Origin of the sequence: Paenibacillus sp. PastM-3, assembly GCF_029893965.1 — a bacterium.
Lineage (GTDB): Bacteria > Bacillota > Bacilli > Paenibacillales > Paenibacillaceae > Paenibacillus_AQ.
Genome location: NZ_JARXXP010000003.1, coordinates 266738 through 281923 on the forward strand (window position 1 = coordinate 266738; position 15186 = coordinate 281923).

The following is a 15186-nucleotide window of genomic DNA, read 5'->3' on the forward strand; positions in this document are numbered from 1 at the left end:
ATGGCGATGATGGAATATATCGATGCGATCCGGCTGGCGATGAAGGAAGAAATGGAGCGCGATGAGTCAGTCTTTGTGCTCGGCGAGGACGTCGGCGTTAAGGGAGGCGTGTTCACCACCACCAAAGGGCTGCAGGAGCAGTTCGGGGAAGAACGCGTGATGGATACGCCGCTTGCTGAATCGGCGATTGCCGGTGTAGCTATTGGTGCGGCGATGTACGGCATGAAGCCGATTGCCGAAATGCAGTACTCCGATTTCATGCTGCCGGCGACCAACCAGATTATCAGCGAGGCGGCCAAAATCCGTTACCGCTCCAACAACGACTGGAGCTGTCCGGTTGTTATCCGCGCGCCGATCGGCGGCGGGATCTTCGGCGGACTGTATCATTCCCAGTGTCCGGAGTCGATCTTTTTCGGTACGCCGGGGCTGAAGATCGTAGCACCGTATTCGGCAGCCGATGCCAAAGGCCTGCTGAAGGCAGCGGTACGCGACCCTGATCCGGTGCTGTTCTTCGAGAACAAAAAGTGCTACAAGCTCATCAAGGAAGACGTGCCGGAAGGCGATTATATTGTACCGATCGGCGAAGCAAACCTGCTGCGCGAGGGCAGCGATATTACGGTGATCGGGTACAGCCTGCCACTGCATTTTGCGATGCAGGCAGCGGAGGAGCTGGAGCGCGAGGAAGGCATTACCGCGCATATTCTGGATCTGCGCACGCTGCAGCCGCTCGACCGTGACGCGATTATCGCTGCAGCCCGTCAGACGGGCAAGGTGCTGATCGTCCACGAGGACAACAAAACCGGCGGCATCGGCGGGGAAGTGGCGGCGATCATCGCCGAGCACTGCCTGTTTGAGCTGGACGCACCGATCTTCCGGCTGTGCGGCCCTGATGTGCCGGCGATGCCGATTAGCCCGCCGATGGAGAAGTTCTTCATGCTGAGCAAGGATAAGGTTAAGGCAGAGATGCTGCGGCTGGCACAGTACTAGGTGCAGGGGCGCGGGTTGATGTTGATAAGGGTGAATGGTGAATGGTGAAGTGAAGGGAACGTATCATGCGCCATCGCAAACGCATTTTCATGTCCGCGGGAATGCGCAAGCAGCTGCTTAATGGACTACCTGCGGAAATGCTTCACCTGCTGCTCAATGGGCACTCTGCGGAAACACGTCACCAGCTGCTTAATGGGCTACCTGCGGAATGCGTTACCTGCTGTCCAATGGGCACTCTGCGGAAATGCTTCACCAGCCGGCCAAACGCCGACCCGCGAATACTCTGCCACCTTCGCTAACGCCCACCGTCTGCAGATTAGATGGATTTTCGCCACTTATTTTTGACTAACTCGGCCTTTATGAGGATTTAGGTGGAAAATCGTCATCTAAATTCGTCTGTATGTGGCTTTAACGGTGTAATGTGAGCTTTTAGGTGGCGTTTTTCCAACTAATTTGGTTTTGCGGACGTTTAAGAATGATTTAAGTGGTGAAAATCCAACTAGGTACGTTACTGTGCCGGTATACTTATGTTTTTTGACGGAACCTTGTTCATACAGGGAATCCCTTACTTATCTAATATCCTAGGCACATGCTTCCGGACCGAGTGCCGGACAATTTTAAGGAGCGTAGGCTTACAAAACTTTAAGCATATGCTTCCGAGGCGAGTTTTGTACGAAGTAATCCCAGGAAGTTATGCTTACAAAACTTTAAGCATATGCTTCCGAGGCGAGTTTTGTACGAAGTAATCCCAGGAAGCTTAGGCTTACAAAACTTTGAGGAGTGACAATATGTCTGACAACACTAAGCTGACGGATGTGGTGATGCCGCAGCTGGCGGAATCGCTGGTGTCCGCTACGATCGGCAAGTGGCTGAAGCAGCCGGGCGACCGCGTAGAGGAATATGAGCCGATCTGCGATCTGATTACGGATAAAGTCAATGCCGAGCTGCCTTCCACCGTGGAAGGCACACTGGTGGAGCTGCTGGCCGAGGAAGGCCAGGTCATCAGCGTCGGCGAGGTCATCGCCCGCATCGCCGTGGCTGGTGCTGCCGGAAGCTCCGCACCGGCAGCGGGCACTGCCCCGCAGGCAGCAGCCGCGCCTGCGCCAACCACGCCAGCCGCGCCGGTCCGGCCGGCAGCGCTGGCCCCCTCAGCAGCGGACGCGCCTATGCGCTCCCGCTACTCACCTGCGGTGCAGACGCTGGCAGCGGAGCACCGCATTGACCTCGCCGCCGTGCCGGGTACCGGGCTCGGCGGGCGCATCACGCGCAAGGATGTGCTGGCGTATCTGGAGAACGGCGGCGCAGCCGCCGTTCAGTCCGTGCCTGCACATCCGGGCGCAGCCGGCGCGGGGCAAGCCGGCCGGCCGGTGCCTGAAGCGCAGCAGCAGCCTGCGCTGCAGGCGATCCAGGCGGAGGCGCAGGAGCAGCTGGAGCCGGTGCGCAATTCGGGGCTTCACCTGAGTGAATCCCCGCGCATTCCGACCATCGAGGTCGAGGGGGGACTTGGCAGCAGCTCGGAGTACCTGATCGACGTTACACCGATCCGCAACACGATTGCGACAAGAATGCGCCAGAGCGTCTCGGAAATTCCGCATGCCTGGACGATGATCGAAGTAGACGTAACCAATCTGGTTATTTTGCGCAACAAGGTCAAGGATGAGTTCAAGCGCAAGGAAGGCATCAATCTGACGTATCTGGCCTTTATGATGAAAGCAGTCGTCAGTGCGATTAAAGATTACCCGATCATGAATTCCGTCTGGGCCGTGGACAAAATCATCGTCAAACGCGACATCAACATCGCGCTGGCGGTCGGTACCGAGGATTCCGTGATGACGCCGGTGATCAAAAAGGCTGACCAGAAGAACATCGCCGGCCTCGCCCGCGAGATCGACGAGCTGGCTCAGAAGACCCGTGAAGGCAAGCTGCGCCTGGATGATATGCAGGGCGGCACCTTTACAGTCAATAATACCGGCTCCTTCGGTTCCATTCTGTCTTATCCGATTATCAACTACCCGCAGGCGGCGATCCTGACGTTCGAATCCATTGTCAAAAAGCCGGTCGTCATCAACGACATGATTGCGGTCCGCTCGATGGCGAACATCTGCCTGTCGCTGGATCACCGGATTCTTGACGGTGTCATCTGCGGCCGGTTCCTGCAGCGCGTAAAAGATAATCTGGAAAGCTATACGCCCGATACGAAGATATATTAATCAGCGGCAGCACATTTGCCGTGACACAGCAAACAGCGCCCGGCAAATGCCGGACGCTGTTATTAAGCTTATAGGGCCTGTTCTTAACCGGCCAGGAAAGGCTCAACTACCATCAGCAGAGTTGAGGCGACCATCGCGATCAGCATGATATAAATGACAATGCGAAACCATTTTTGACGATTCATGTGTGACTCCTTTAGGATTAGTGTAAGTGTAAATAATAAGCATTACAGAAGGTGAACTTAAGAATGCTGTCTGTAATTCATTTCTAAGTTCAGGCTATATACCACTATTGTAACTTATCTGTGAAAGAGAGGGAAGTCCAGTGATAGTACGAGACCGATTGATTCAGGAGTTCATGGAGCTTGTCCAGGTGGACAGCGAAACCGGAAATGAGCGGCAGATTGCCGATGTCTTAAAAGAAAAATTCAGCGCCCTCGGCCTGACTGCCATCGAAGACAACTCCATGGAGCGCACCGGACACGGAGCAGGCAATCTGTTCGTGACCTGGGCGGCAGACAGCGGTTCTGCTGCACCCAAGCTGCTGTTCACCTGCCATATGGATACCGTTGTTCCCGGCAAAAGCATTAAGCCTTCGCTTGGCGAAGACGGCTGGATCACCAGCGACGGCACAACGATTCTTGGCTCGGATGATAAAGCGGGGCTGGCTGCACTGTTCGAAGCGATCCGCGTGATTCAGGAGCAGAACATTCCGCACGGCCAAATCCAGTTCGTTATTACCGCAGGCGAAGAATCCGGGCTGCTTGGCGCACGGGCAATGGACGCAAGCCATCTGGATGCGGAAATGGGCTTCGCTCTGGATTCCAACGGTGAAGTTGGAGCCATTGCGGTAGCTGCACCGACACAGGCCAGAATCACAATGCAGATTTTCGGCAAATCCGCTCATGCCGGCGTTAATCCTGAAGACGGCATCAGTGCGATCCAGGTGGCCAGCAAAGCGATTTCTGCGATGAAGCTGGGCCGGATTGACAAGGAAACGACAGCTAATATCGGCAAATTTGCCGGCGGCGGTCCGACGAATGTCGTCTGCGACCATGTGCAGCTGGATGCGGAGGCGCGCAGCATTGTGCAGGAGAAGGTGGAGCTGCAGATTGCATCGATGCGCGAAGCGCTCGAAACGACCGTCCGTGAATACGGTGCGGAATGTGAATTCCGCAGCGAAATCATCTATCCTGCGTTCAGCTTTAATGAAAATGATCCTGTCGTACAGCTGGCCGGCCGGGCTATCTCTTCACTGGGCCTGACAACCCGTCTGTTTCCGTCGGGGGGCGGCAGTGACGCCAATGTATTCAATGGCCTGAAGGTGCCTACGGTGAACCTGGCGATCGGCTACGAGCATATTCATACCACCAAGGAACGGATCAAAGCCGATGATATTGTTAAAGCGGCAGAGCTTGTGGTGGCTATTGTGAAGGAAAGTGTAAAGGCATAAGCCTGTCCGCTGCCACCCTCTGCGCAGAATGAAATAAGGAGCTGTTTCCGGTAAAGCCGGGATCAGCTCCTTATTGTTACCGGTGGGCGAAGGAGGGCGGCAATCAGCCGGCTTTGGGCGGATTAACCCGTGTCTCTGCCTGCAGCAAAAGGACGTAGGACAAAGGCATATCGCGTCCGTACCGTTCGATCCATCCTGCTATAACTGCTTTAATCTGCTCAGGCTTGCCTGCGACTGTAACGCCTGATCTGCTGGTACGGATAAGGATGTCATTCATGCTTGCATTCCTTCTTTCCCCTTAAGTTTGCTATAATACACCCTATGCAGAATCCAGCCAAAGGAGACCATGAATCTATGAAAAAAAATGTATTGCACAGCAACCCTGCACTAGACGAAGAGACTTTGTCCACGCAGCCGATTTTTGAAGGTAAAATCATCACCCTGCAGGTGGATACGGTAAAGCTGCCGGACGGCAACAGTGCTACGCGTGAGGTTGTGAAGCATCCCGGAGCCGTGGCAGTGCTTGCGCTGAATAACAATAAAATGCTGGTTGTGGAGCAGTACCGCCAGCCGATGCACCGCACAGAGGTGGAGATTCCCGCCGGCAAGCTGGATAAGGGCGAGAATCCGCTGGAAGCGGCAGGCCGTGAGCTGCAGGAGGAGACAGGCTTTCACAGCGGAGAGCTGAAGCTGCTGAAGTCTTTTTATACCTCGCCGGGCTTTGCGGATGAAATTATTCATCTGTATGTGACCGAGAACGCCCAGCCGGGTGAAATGGCACTGGATGAGGATGAGTTTCTTGAGGTGTCCGAGCTGACGCTAGAGGAAGCATACCAGTACATTGCGGACGGACGGATTGCCGATGCCAAAACGATGATGGCCGTCTACGCCTGGCACCTCTACACCCTGACAGGCCAATGGCACTAGAGCGGGGGCTGCACAGCTTCTACTGTGACCTGCATGTACATATCGGCAGGACCTCTGCGGGAGCAGCTGTCAAAATCAGCGGCAGCCGTGACCTCACCTTTGCCAATATCGCCAAAGAAGCGGCTGAACGCAAAGGAATAGAGCTCATTGGCATCATTGACAGCCATTCGCCAGGTGTCATGCAGGATATCCGCGATCTGCTGATGTCCGGTGAGATGACTGAAGCGGCAGGCGGCGGGGTTGCCTACCGGGGAACGACGATTCTGCTCGGCACTGAAATAGAGATCCGGGAACCGGGCCGCAAGGAGTGCCATGTACTGGCTTTCATGCCGGACCTTGCGGCAATGGAGGATTTCAGCGCGTGGATGAGCCGGCATATGCGCAATGTCAACCTCAGCTCGCAGCGGCTGTATGCTCCTTCACTCGTGCTGCAGGAGGAAATTTACGGGCGGGGCGGCCTGCTGATTCCGGCTCATATTTTTACGCCGCATAAGGGGCTGTACGGCTGTTCCGCGGAGCGGATGGCCGAGCTGTTTGATCTGGAGCGGATTGCCGCCGTTGAGCTTGGCCTCAGCGCTGATTCGGAAATGGCCGGGTATATTTCAGAGCTGGACCGTTACTCCTTTCTGACCAATTCCGATGCACATTCTCTCGGCAAAATCGGCCGCGAATACAATGTGCTCGAACTGGCCGCCCCTTCGTTTAACGAATTCCGGCTGGCGCTTGCACGCCAGGAAGGGCGGAGAGTGAGCGCCAATTTTGGTCTTAACCCGCGGCTCGGCAAATATCACCGGAGCTATTGCTCCGGCTGCGGCAGTATTATTGATGAAGCGGCAGCTACCTCCGAGCGCTGTCCTTATTGCGGAAGCACCAAGCTTGTACAGGGCGTATTCGACCGCATCCTGCACATCGCCGACCGGGAGCAGCCGCTTGTTCCCGCACATCGTCCGCCTTACCATTACCAGGTTCCGCTGGAATTCATCCCAGGGCTGGGCAAGGCGAAGATGAACACGCTGCTGGCCGCTTTCGGCACGGAGATGAATATTCTGCACCGTGCCGGCGAAGCTGAGCTGGCCGCAGTAGCCGGCCCCGAGCTGGCAGCGCATATCGTTCTGGCCCGCAGCGGCCGGCTGGCGCTGACTTCAGGCGGAGGCGGAACCTACGGCAAGGTGGACAGATCGCAAAGCTAATCATCTCTTGTCCGCAGGACAAGTCATAGAGCGGGACGTTTCCTCATATGGTGTAACATGTGACCTGAAAGGAGAACGTCCCTATGCGCAGTTTGCGGCTGATGATCAAGGAACAGACGCCTCTTTATATTTTTGTTGCGGTATTATTTCTGGTCGGGGTTGTGTTCGGGGCGCTGATTGTCAGCAGCCTGACACTCGATCAGCAGCAGGAGCTGGGGGATTATCTCGGTAATTTCTTTGTGACCGTGGATCAGCAGGGGCTGCCGGCTGCCCCGGATTCTTACTGGAGCATAGCCGCGCTGAACCTGAAATGGGTGGGACTGATCTGGATACTGGGCTTATCGGTGATCGGGCTGCCGGGAATTCTCATTCTTGATTTTCTCAAAGGCGTGCTGATCGGCTTTACCGTCGGCTGCATGGTCAGTGAATACTCCTGGCACGGGCTGCTGTTCGCACTGGTCTCCGTCGCACCGCATAATCTGGTGCTGATTCCGGTGCTGCTGGTCAGCAGTGCTGCTGCCATTGCCTTCTCCCTGCTGATGATCCGCAGCCGCGTGCTTGGCGGCAGGCGTACACCGGTAACCCGGCCGTTTGCCATGTATACGCTGCTATCACTAGGGATGGCTGTGCTCGTTCTCGGTGTTTCCGGGTTTGAAGCCTGGGTGACGCCGGCCATGATGCGCTGGGTTACGCCGATGTTAGTCTGATATTTGAGTATGATAACGCCCCGTTTCATCAAACCTTTATCTCTCTTTCATCCTGTTTTAAGCTTCAGAGCTTATAGTAATCCCATGACCCCCTTATAATAGAACTTGACCCCGCCGGACGCTGGTGGGGTCCTTTTTTTGTGAATATCCGTAATTTAAAATGATTCTAAAAGCGTTTGACTTCTCAAAGGAACACCCCCTATAATATAGAAGTGGTTTTGTGCCCGGTGCGGTAATTTTCCAAGGGGGAGGGAGACAGGTGGAAGCCCGGATAGACAAGATTAAACAACAGCTACAATCCCAAGGATATAAGCTTACGCCCCAACGGGAAGCAACCTTAAGAGTGCTGCTGGAGAACGAAGAGGATCATTTGAGCGCGGAAGATGTGTTTATGCTTGTAAAAGAAAAGGCTCCCGAGATCGGTCTTGCCACCGTATATCGTACCCTGGAATTGCTCAGCGAGCTTCATGTCGTGGAGAAAATCAATTTCGGTGACGGCGTTGCCCGCTATGATCTGCGGACAGATACGGCCAAGCACCATCATCATCATCTGATCTGTGTACAGTGCGGCTCCATGGACGAGATCCGGGAGGACTGGCTGGGACCGCTGGAAGAGCGGCTTGAGAACGAATTTAATTTTACGGTGCTTGATCATAGACTTGATTTTCACGGGATTTGCCACCGTTGTAAGGACAAAAATGCAGCGGACGGCAGCGCTCCCGAATAAAGCTTATAGATGAGGAATTACCGCACAAGCTCTCTCCGGTATCAGCCGGAGGGGGCTTTTTCAAATCTGGCAGTACATAACCCGTAAGACTGGCGCATAAAGTGTAGGACGAGTCGATTTCAGGCGGATGCTCCATTGGCACACACCTGTACTCGATGAAACCTTCGGGAGGTAATCTTATGATTGTGTCTATACCCAAAACAGTGCGCCGGCTGTATTTTATGACCCTGCTGGTTGCTTTTAGCTGCCTGCTCTATTATGCTCTGAACTGGATCAGCGGCTGGATCAGTCCGGTTGACCATTATGACATTCCCGAAGGCTCGGCCGTCCGGGCGTTTCAGGATGCACCGCATACCGGTGACGAACTTAATGCAGGTGAACGCCTGCGGCTGTATTACTGGTACGGGGAGTGAGACCCGGGACACAAGCAGGAAAAAGTTAGAAGTCTGTCGAATGAATCGTTGTAGATTAAATTTGAAAATCATATGCCTAAATGCTGCATAGCCGCGATAAGCAGCCTGAGCAGACGGGAGCGTGAACGAATGAAGTCGCATTTGCAGCCTTTTATACAGTATCTCACCGAAGATAAGGGCTTGTCCTCAAGCACGCTTGAATCTTACGGGCGGGATATTTCGCAATTTTTGGAGTTTGCAGCCGGGCGGGGAATATCTTCGCCGGACGAAATAAGAAGAACGCATCTTCTCCAGTATCTTGCCGAGCTCCGCGGAGCCGGAAGAGCGGCGGCTACTGTTAACCGGAGCACGGTATCGTTGCGTGCTTTTTTTCATTATTTGCTGAAAAACCGGCAGATCAGCCAGGACCCGACACTGGAGATGGACAAAATAAAGCCCAGTAAGAAACCGCCGATGATCCTTAGCATCGGGGAAGTGGAACGGCTGCTGGCCGCTCCCGATGAAACAGGCCCGCAGGGGATACGCGATAAGGCAATGCTGGAGCTGCTGTATGCTACCGGTATCCGGGTCTCCGAGCTAATCTCGCTGGATGTCGGGGATGTGCAGACAGGGCTGAAATATGCCCGCTGCAGCTCAGCGTCAGGCAAGGAACGGATTATCCCGATCGGAACGATTGCCGCAGACAGTGTTGCGCGGTATACGGACGGGATGCGGGACAAGCTGCTGCGCAGCAGCAGGGAGGAGCCCGCGCTGTTCCTGAACAGTCTGGGCGGACGGCTGACCCGGCAGGGCTTCTGGAAAATCATCAAGAAATATGCGCGGGAAGCCGATATTGAGCAGGATATTACCCCGCATACCCTGAGGCATTCGTTCGCTGCGCATCTGCTGGAGGGCGGTGCGGATCTCCGGTCGGTTCAGCAGATGCTGGGTCATGCCGATATCTCGACTACACAGGTATACAGCGGCATTGCCCGTAAGAACATGAAGGAAGTCTACGAGAGCCATCATCCCCGGGCTTAAAAGATGCTTTTTATGAGTAAGATCGTTATGATGGAATCATACTGAAAGAATGGCCGGACACGGGATTCTCCGGATGGTTCTTTTCCCAGGTTATGAATAAGGTTATGAATACTGCGAAGGAGTGAATGATATAATGTCATCATTTAAACGGATCGGATTTATAGTGCTTGATAGTGTAGGTATCGGTGAAGCGCCGGATGCCGAAGGTTTTGGGGACAAGGGTTCCCACACGCTGGGTCATATTCTGGAGCGGGTACCCGGCCTGAAGCTGCCGAACCTGCAAAAACTGGGTCTGGCCAACATTGCTGCCCTGCCGCCGCTTGAACCGGTAGCTGAACCGACCGGATACTACGGCAAAATGCAGGAGGTATCCGTAGGCAAGGATACGATGACCGGACACTGGGAGCTGATGGGGCTGAAGATCGAGGTTCCTTTTAACGTGTACCCGGATGGTTTCCCGGCAGAGCTGATTGAGAAATTCGAAGCAGCCACGGGCCGCAAGGTAATCGGAAACAAACCGGCTTCCGGTACTGAAATTCTGGTGGAATACGGCGAAGAACAGATGAAGACCGGTGCCTGGATCGTGTACACGTCCGCGGACAGTGTATTCCAGCTCGCTGCCCATGAGGATATCATTCCGCTTGAAGAGCTGTACAGCGCCTGCAAAATCGCCCGCGAGCTGACTATGGCTCCCGAATTCTCAGTAGGACGCGTCATTGCCCGCCCTTATGTCGGCCAGCCGGGAGATTTCAAGCGTACGCCTAACCGTCATGACTATGCCGTTAAGCCGCCTGAACCGACCGTGATGAACGCGCTGCAGGATATCGGCAAGGATGTGATTGCCGTCGGCAAAATCAACGATATTTTCACCGGGGAAGGGGTTACTGCCTCGTATCCTACCAAGAGCAATGAGCATGGCATCCAGATCACGATTGATGAGCTGCGTAAACCGTTTGACGGCTTCCTGTTCACTAATCTGGTAGACTTTGATTCCCTGTACGGGCACCGCCGTGATCCGGAAGGGTACGGACGTGCGCTGGAAGTGTTCGACGAGGCGATTCCGGAGCTGCTGTCCACACTGGGCGAAGACGATCTGCTGATTATTTCCGCCGACCACGGCAATGACCCGATCCACAGAGGAACGGACCATACACGTGAATATGTGCCGCTGCTGGTGTACAGCCCGAGATTCAAGACCCCTGGTAACCTGGGCATCCGCCAGACCTTCTCTGATGTAGCCGCCACAATTGCCGACAATTTCGGGGCAAAGGCGCCGCAGTACGGGACAAGCTTTTTGGCAGAACTTAAATAACGAACCTTATACCCTCAAGGAGGCAACCAACCATGGCAGTAACTCAAAACCATATTCAAGAGGCAGTAGCCTATATCAAAGATCAATGCACCGTAGCGCCGGAAATCGGCCTGATCCTCGGTTCCGGACTGGGTGTGCTGGCAGATCTGATTACAGATGAAGTAGTCATTCCATATAATGAAATTCCGCATTTTCCGGTATCGACCGTTGAAGGCCACGAAGGCGAGCTGCTGATTGGCCTGATCGAAGGACGCCGTGTAGTCATGATGAAAGGCCGCTTCCACATGTATGAAGGCTATGGCCCTGAGACAACGGCGTTCCCGGTTCGGGTTATGAAGGAGCTTGGTGTAACCAGTCTGCTCGTAACCAATGCTGCGGGCGGCGTGAATACAGACTATACACCAGGCGACCTGATGCTGATTACCGATCATCTCAACCTGACCGGCCGCAATCCGCTGATCGGACCGAACGATAATGCACTCGGCGTACGTTTCCCGGATATGTCGGATGCTTACAGCAAGCGTCTGATCGCAGTAGCTAAGGAAGCTGCGGCAGCACAGAATTTTGAGTTCAAGGAAGGCGTCTATGCCGGTCTGCTCGGGCCGAACTATGAAACGCCTGCCGAGATCGTGATGCTGCGCCGCCTGGGTGCAGATGCCGTAGGAATGTCTACCGTTTCGGAGACTATTGTAGCCCGTCATGCAGGCCTTGAGGTACTTGGCATCTCCTGTATTACCAACATGGCTGCCGGCATCCTGGACCAGCCGCTGAACCATGCCGAGGTTATGGAGACTGCAGAGCGTGTGCGCGAGCGCTTTTTGAAGCTGGTGCTGGCCTTTATCCCTAAGATGTAGGCTGAGCCGTTACCGGCGTGTTCTGTTTTAGCTGTAAACTAAATCTATCGGGCTCGTAAGAGCCATTATCCGTGAGGTGCAAAACTAATGCGTGCAGTTGATCTGATTCAGAAGAAAAGAGACGGCGGTGAGCTGAGCCGTGAAGAAATTGCATTCCTGGTACAGGGCTACAGCAAAGGTGAAATCCCTGATTACCAGATCTCTGCCTGGGCCATGGCAGTCTACTTCCGGGGAATGAACGCGCGGGAAACCGGCGATCTGACGCTGGAGATGGCAATGTCCGGGGATCAGGTGGACCTTAGCCCGATCGCCGGCATCAAGGTGGACAAGCATTCCACCGGCGGCGTAGGCGACAAGACGACCGTGGTGCTTGCCCCGTTGGTGGCTTCTGCCGGCGTGCCGGTCGCCAAAATGTCCGGACGCGGGCTGGGCCATACCGGCGGCACACTCGACAAGCTGGAGTCGATCTCCGGCTTCTCGGTGGAGATGGGCCGTGAGCCGTTTTTTGCCCAGGTCGGGGAAATTGGCGCGGCCGTTATCGGCCAGTCGGGCAATATTACGCCTGCGGACAAGAAGCTGTATGCGCTGCGTGATGTAACAGCAACGGTGGAATCCATTCCGCTGATTGCCAGCTCCGTCATGAGCAAAAAAATCGCCGCCGGCGCCGACGCCATCGTGCTGGACGTCAAAACCGGCAGCGGTGCGTTCATGAAGACGCTCGACGATTCGATCGAATTGGCACAGGCCATGGTTGATATCGGCACGCATCTGGGCCGTAACACAGTGGCCGTGATCAGCGATATGGATCAGCCGCTGGGCTTCGGCATCGGCAACGCGCTGGAGATCAAGGAAGGCATCGAAACGCTGAAGGGACAGGGGCCGAAGGACCTGCAGGAGGTCTGCCTCATTCTGGGCAGCCAGATGCTGGTGCTGGGCGGCAAGGCGAAGGATGAGGCGGAAGCGCGCTCCATTCTGCTGTCGCACATTGAGGACGGCAGCGCCCTTGAGAAGTTCAAGCAGATGGTATCCGCACAGGGCGGGGATGTTACGCAGGTTGAGGCGCCGGACACGCTGCCGTCAGCCAGCCGCTTCATCGAAGTGAAGGCTGCAGCTGCAGGTTATGTGGAGAGCATCCAGGCTGAGGAGATCGGCGTAGCCGCCATGCTGCTCGGCGCAGGCCGCGAGACTAAGGAATCGCTGATCGACCTGGCTGTCGGCATCCAGCTGTCCCTGAAGGTCGGCGATGCAGTTGCCGCTGGCGATACCCTTGCCGTGCTGCATGTGAACGACGCCAGCGAGAGCAAGGTGCAGGAAGCGGAAGCCAAAGTGCTGGAAGCTTACCGCATCTCCGCCGAGCCGGTTCCGCTGCAGCCGCTGGTGTTCGCGCTGGTGACGAAGGACGGCGTAACGCGTTATTAGAAAAAAACGTACGGAACATTTGCTGTCCCGTACGCCCAGACTGCCGGGAACTCCCGGCAGTTTTTTTATTTTATTTTGGCAAAATCCACCTCATAAATGACGGACTGATTCTGTTCTTCATCCAGATAGATCAGCTCGGCGGGCTGGCTGAAGTCGATTCTGCTTGTATTGAAATAGGGGATCAGGATTTTGGAATAGCGCCCGCTGCCCGTCCCGTCCTGATCAGCTGTGCCGTCTTTTCCGGTTATGCTGTCCGGCTCCATTATTGCTGCTCCCTGCTTAAGCTTAATGCTGATATGATCAGTGAAAAGAATGGTATCCCCGGCAGCTTTGACGCTGAATCCCAGCTGCCCCAAGCCGGACAATTGTGTATTTATCTTCTTCGCATCGCTGAGAGAATACATGGTGCCGTGGCTGAAAGCATTGTAAGACATCATTGCAATATAGTAATACGGCGTATTGACGTTGACTGCCGGCTGCGGAAGGGGCGTGGAATTTTCGAGAACAGGGAGGCTCTGCCCGGAACGAAAGGCTGTAACTGACGGCAAATCCCCATTTCCAGCAGCAATTGCTTCCTTCATCTGCTGGTCAGACAGGTCAAAAATCCGGCTGCGGATCTGCTGGTCAGCTGAACCCTGACCCGTGGCTGTCCGCAGGTGAGACTGCGCAAAGGTAATTAACGACGTAATTAGAGATAGGATCATGATGGCCATAACCACTTTATTTTTCACAATGAATCGCCTCAGCTTTCTCTCTCACTGTTCAGATTACGATCCACGGCCAGCCAGCCCTGCCCTACCGGCTGTTGCTGTAGCATAAAAAAACCTCCTGCTATGTAATGTCTTTAGGATAGATGTTTCTGTCTGTATGCTTCATAAGCTACCATATCATGCCTGCTTCCAAAAGGGTATGTCTACTTCTGATGGACGGGATCACATTATTCGTCGAGCAGAGCGAAACGCTGGCCGTTGTACGCGAGTCCGGCTGCTCTAGTGTGCCATACCGGAAGTTACAACGCAGTCCTCCGGAATTCACTCGGCGTTACGTTCAGCGCCTGTTTGAAGATTTTGCAGAAATACATGGATGAATTAAAGCCGCAGGCCAGCCCGATTTCCAGAATAGAGCGGTCAGTATTTACAAGCATGTTGCAGGCGTGCTGGATTCTAATGTTATTAATATAGTGAACGAGGGTAAGCCCGGTCGCTTCCTTGAAGATATGGCACAGATAGTATTTGGAGATGTAGAACTGCCCGGCAATCTCTTCGATTTTGCGGATGGCAGCGTAGTTCTGGTTGATGTAGGAGAGGATCAGGTCGATCTGATCGGGCGAAGCCGTGGTCTGGGCGGTTCTAGGCGCGCTTTTGCTCTGGTTCAGAATATCCAGAATCTCGGCCAGATAGATGAAGATACGATTGCCGCTATCTGCAACCTCCTCTTTCTCCAGCAGGAGCAGCAGCTTTTTGACCCGGGGGAACAGCTCCCTGTCAATCGATATAACGCCTCTGTCGAAGCAGCCCAGCAGAGAGGTGATGGCTTTTTCCGTAAAATACATCTTCAGAAACCGGTCTGTGAAGTAGATACAGGTTCTGGCGCAGCTGTTATTCCGGTAGCTCTGGTGGAACAGGTTGGGCTTGAACAGCGCCGTATCATGCACCGCCAGCGTCAGCACCGAGTCATGGATCAGCATATTGTGATGGCCTTCTTCCAGAATGTACAGCTCATAGCAGTTATGGTAATGAACATTAGGCATCCGGTGCCCGGCGTCATGCTTCATATATTCAATGTAAAATAAAGGATGCGGCACAAACAGATCAGCGCCCATGGCTTCAACCCCTGTCTTTAATAGCAATATAGTACAACAAACGGCGATAAAAGCAACATAATAAAAGATTGTTGTTGTATGTTGAGGTATAGTTAACCCGCAGAAAGCAGGCAGCCATCGTGCCGCCAGCAATTTAGGAGGCTAA

General features: G+C 54.4%; 16 protein-coding genes. 12 read left to right on the forward strand and 4 right to left on the reverse strand.

Annotated features, from left to right (window positions below):
• Both M2108_RS07840 and M2108_RS07845 read left to right on the forward strand, forming a co-directional pair.
• Window positions 1-987 carry an alpha-ketoacid dehydrogenase subunit beta gene (locus M2108_RS07840; RefSeq protein WP_068722159.1) on the forward strand — a complete coding sequence of 329 codons (987 nt, stop codon included), beginning with the start codon at window positions 1-3 and terminating at the stop codon, window positions 985-987.
• Between the two features lie 788 nt (window positions 988-1775).
• Window positions 1776-3197 (forward strand): dihydrolipoamide acetyltransferase family protein, encoded by a 1422-nt coding sequence (locus tag M2108_RS07845; protein ID WP_277468514.1) that lies wholly within the window; start codon window positions 1776-1778, stop codon window positions 3195-3197.
• A gap of 83 nt (window positions 3198-3280) precedes the next feature.
• Here M2108_RS07845 and prli42 read toward each other — a convergent pair whose 3' ends face one another.
• Window positions 3281-3382, reverse strand: coding sequence for a stressosome-associated protein Prli42 (prli42, locus tag M2108_RS07850; protein ID WP_090719403.1), 102 nt, complete (start codon window positions 3380-3382; stop codon window positions 3281-3283).
• A 140-nt stretch (window positions 3383-3522) separates the two neighbouring features.
• Between prli42 and M2108_RS07855 the strand changes: the two genes are divergently transcribed.
• Window positions 3523-4650: a M20/M25/M40 family metallo-hydrolase gene (locus tag M2108_RS07855; RefSeq protein ID WP_277468513.1), complete on the forward strand. Its 1128-nt coding sequence runs from the start codon at window positions 3523-3525 to the stop codon at window positions 4648-4650.
• A gap of 103 nt (window positions 4651-4753) precedes the next feature.
• Here the strand turns inward: M2108_RS07855 and M2108_RS07860 are convergent, their stop codons facing one another.
• Window positions 4754-4927 (reverse strand): hypothetical protein, encoded by a 174-nt coding sequence (locus tag M2108_RS07860; RefSeq protein ID WP_277468511.1) that lies wholly within the window; start codon window positions 4925-4927, stop codon window positions 4754-4756.
• Window positions 4928-5004: 77 nt separating this feature from the next.
• Between M2108_RS07860 and M2108_RS07865 the strand changes: the two genes are divergently transcribed.
• From M2108_RS07865 to M2108_RS07905, 9 genes are all read left to right on the forward strand, one after another.
• Entirely contained in the window at window positions 5005-5577 is a 573-nt protein-coding gene (locus M2108_RS07865) for an NUDIX hydrolase (protein WP_277468510.1), read from the forward strand.
• Window positions 5568-6767, forward strand: a complete 1200-nt coding sequence (locus tag M2108_RS07870; RefSeq protein WP_277468508.1) for an endonuclease Q family protein — start codon at window positions 5568-5570, stop codon at window positions 6765-6767. The genes M2108_RS07865 and M2108_RS07870 overlap by 10 nt, the downstream gene beginning before the upstream one ends.
• Before the next feature lie 83 nt (window positions 6768-6850).
• Entirely contained in the window at window positions 6851-7474 is a 624-nt protein-coding gene (gene spoIIM, locus M2108_RS07875; RefSeq protein ID WP_277468507.1) for a stage II sporulation protein M, read from the forward strand.
• A gap of 259 nt (window positions 7475-7733) precedes the next feature.
• Complete coding sequence (gene fur, locus M2108_RS07880; RefSeq protein WP_039875161.1) at window positions 7734-8201, forward strand: ferric iron uptake transcriptional regulator; 468 nt, start codon at window positions 7734-7736, stop codon at window positions 8199-8201.
• 179 nt (window positions 8202-8380) lie between these two features.
• Window positions 8381-8614, forward strand: coding sequence for a DUF4227 family protein (locus M2108_RS07885; protein WP_221798233.1), 234 nt, complete (start codon window positions 8381-8383; stop codon window positions 8612-8614).
• A 129-nt stretch (window positions 8615-8743) separates the two neighbouring features.
• Window positions 8744-9634: a site-specific tyrosine recombinase XerD gene (gene xerD / locus M2108_RS07890; protein WP_277468504.1), complete on the forward strand. Its 891-nt coding sequence runs from the start codon at window positions 8744-8746 to the stop codon at window positions 9632-9634.
• Window positions 9635-9767: 133 nt separating this feature from the next.
• On the forward strand, window positions 9768-10946 hold the full coding sequence (gene deoB, locus M2108_RS07895) for a phosphopentomutase (protein WP_277468503.1): 1179 nt from the start codon (window positions 9768-9770) through the stop codon (window positions 10944-10946).
• 32 nt (window positions 10947-10978) lie between these two features.
• Window positions 10979-11800: a purine-nucleoside phosphorylase gene (locus M2108_RS07900; protein ID WP_277468502.1), complete on the forward strand. Its 822-nt coding sequence runs from the start codon at window positions 10979-10981 to the stop codon at window positions 11798-11800.
• Window positions 11801-11887: 87 nt separating this feature from the next.
• Window positions 11888-13219, forward strand: a complete 1332-nt coding sequence (locus M2108_RS07905; protein ID WP_277468500.1) for a pyrimidine-nucleoside phosphorylase — start codon at window positions 11888-11890, stop codon at window positions 13217-13219.
• Between the two features lie 65 nt (window positions 13220-13284).
• On the opposite strand, the gene M2108_RS07910 is transcribed toward M2108_RS07905, so the two are convergent.
• Window positions 13285-13950 carry a hypothetical protein gene (locus M2108_RS07910; protein ID WP_277468498.1) on the reverse strand — a complete coding sequence of 222 codons (666 nt, stop codon included), beginning with the start codon at window positions 13948-13950 and terminating at the stop codon, window positions 13285-13287.
• A 278-nt stretch (window positions 13951-14228) separates the two neighbouring features.
• On the reverse strand, window positions 14229-15041 hold the full coding sequence (locus M2108_RS07915; RefSeq protein ID WP_277468497.1) for a helix-turn-helix transcriptional regulator: 813 nt from the start codon (window positions 15039-15041) through the stop codon (window positions 14229-14231).
• Between the last annotated feature and the right edge of the window lie 145 nt (window positions 15042-15186).

Bases quoted from the DNA above. Each gene is read 5' to 3' on its own strand.
- M2108_RS07845 (WP_277468514.1), top strand. From the start codon at position 1,776: ATGTCTGACAACACTAAGCTGACGGATGTGGTGATGCCGCAGCTGGCG.
- M2108_RS07915 (WP_277468497.1), bottom strand. From the start codon at position 15,041: ATGGGCGCTGATCTGTTTGTGCCGCATCCTTTATTTTACATTGAATAT.
- prli42 (WP_090719403.1), bottom strand. From the start codon at position 3,382: ATGAATCGTCAAAAATGGTTTCGCATTGTCATTTATATCATGCTGATC.
- M2108_RS07900 (WP_277468502.1), top strand. From the start codon at position 10,979: ATGGCAGTAACTCAAAACCATATTCAAGAGGCAGTAGCCTATATCAAA.
- M2108_RS07865 (WP_277468510.1), top strand. From the start codon at position 5,005: ATGAAAAAAAATGTATTGCACAGCAACCCTGCACTAGACGAAGAGACT.
- M2108_RS07860 (WP_277468511.1), bottom strand. From the start codon at position 4,927: ATGAATGACATCCTTATCCGTACCAGCAGATCAGGCGTTACAGTCGCA.
- M2108_RS07885 (WP_221798233.1), top strand. From the start codon at position 8,381: ATGATTGTGTCTATACCCAAAACAGTGCGCCGGCTGTATTTTATGACC.
- xerD (WP_277468504.1), top strand. From the start codon at position 8,744: ATGAAGTCGCATTTGCAGCCTTTTATACAGTATCTCACCGAAGATAAG.
- deoB (WP_277468503.1), top strand. From the start codon at position 9,768: ATGTCATCATTTAAACGGATCGGATTTATAGTGCTTGATAGTGTAGGT.
- M2108_RS07870 (WP_277468508.1), top strand. From the start codon at position 5,568: ATGGCACTAGAGCGGGGGCTGCACAGCTTCTACTGTGACCTGCATGTA.
- spoIIM (WP_277468507.1), top strand. From the start codon at position 6,851: ATGCGCAGTTTGCGGCTGATGATCAAGGAACAGACGCCTCTTTATATT.
- M2108_RS07840 (WP_068722159.1), top strand. From the start codon at position 1: ATGGCGATGATGGAATATATCGATGCGATCCGGCTGGCGATGAAGGAA.
- M2108_RS07905 (WP_277468500.1), top strand. From the start codon at position 11,888: ATGCGTGCAGTTGATCTGATTCAGAAGAAAAGAGACGGCGGTGAGCTG.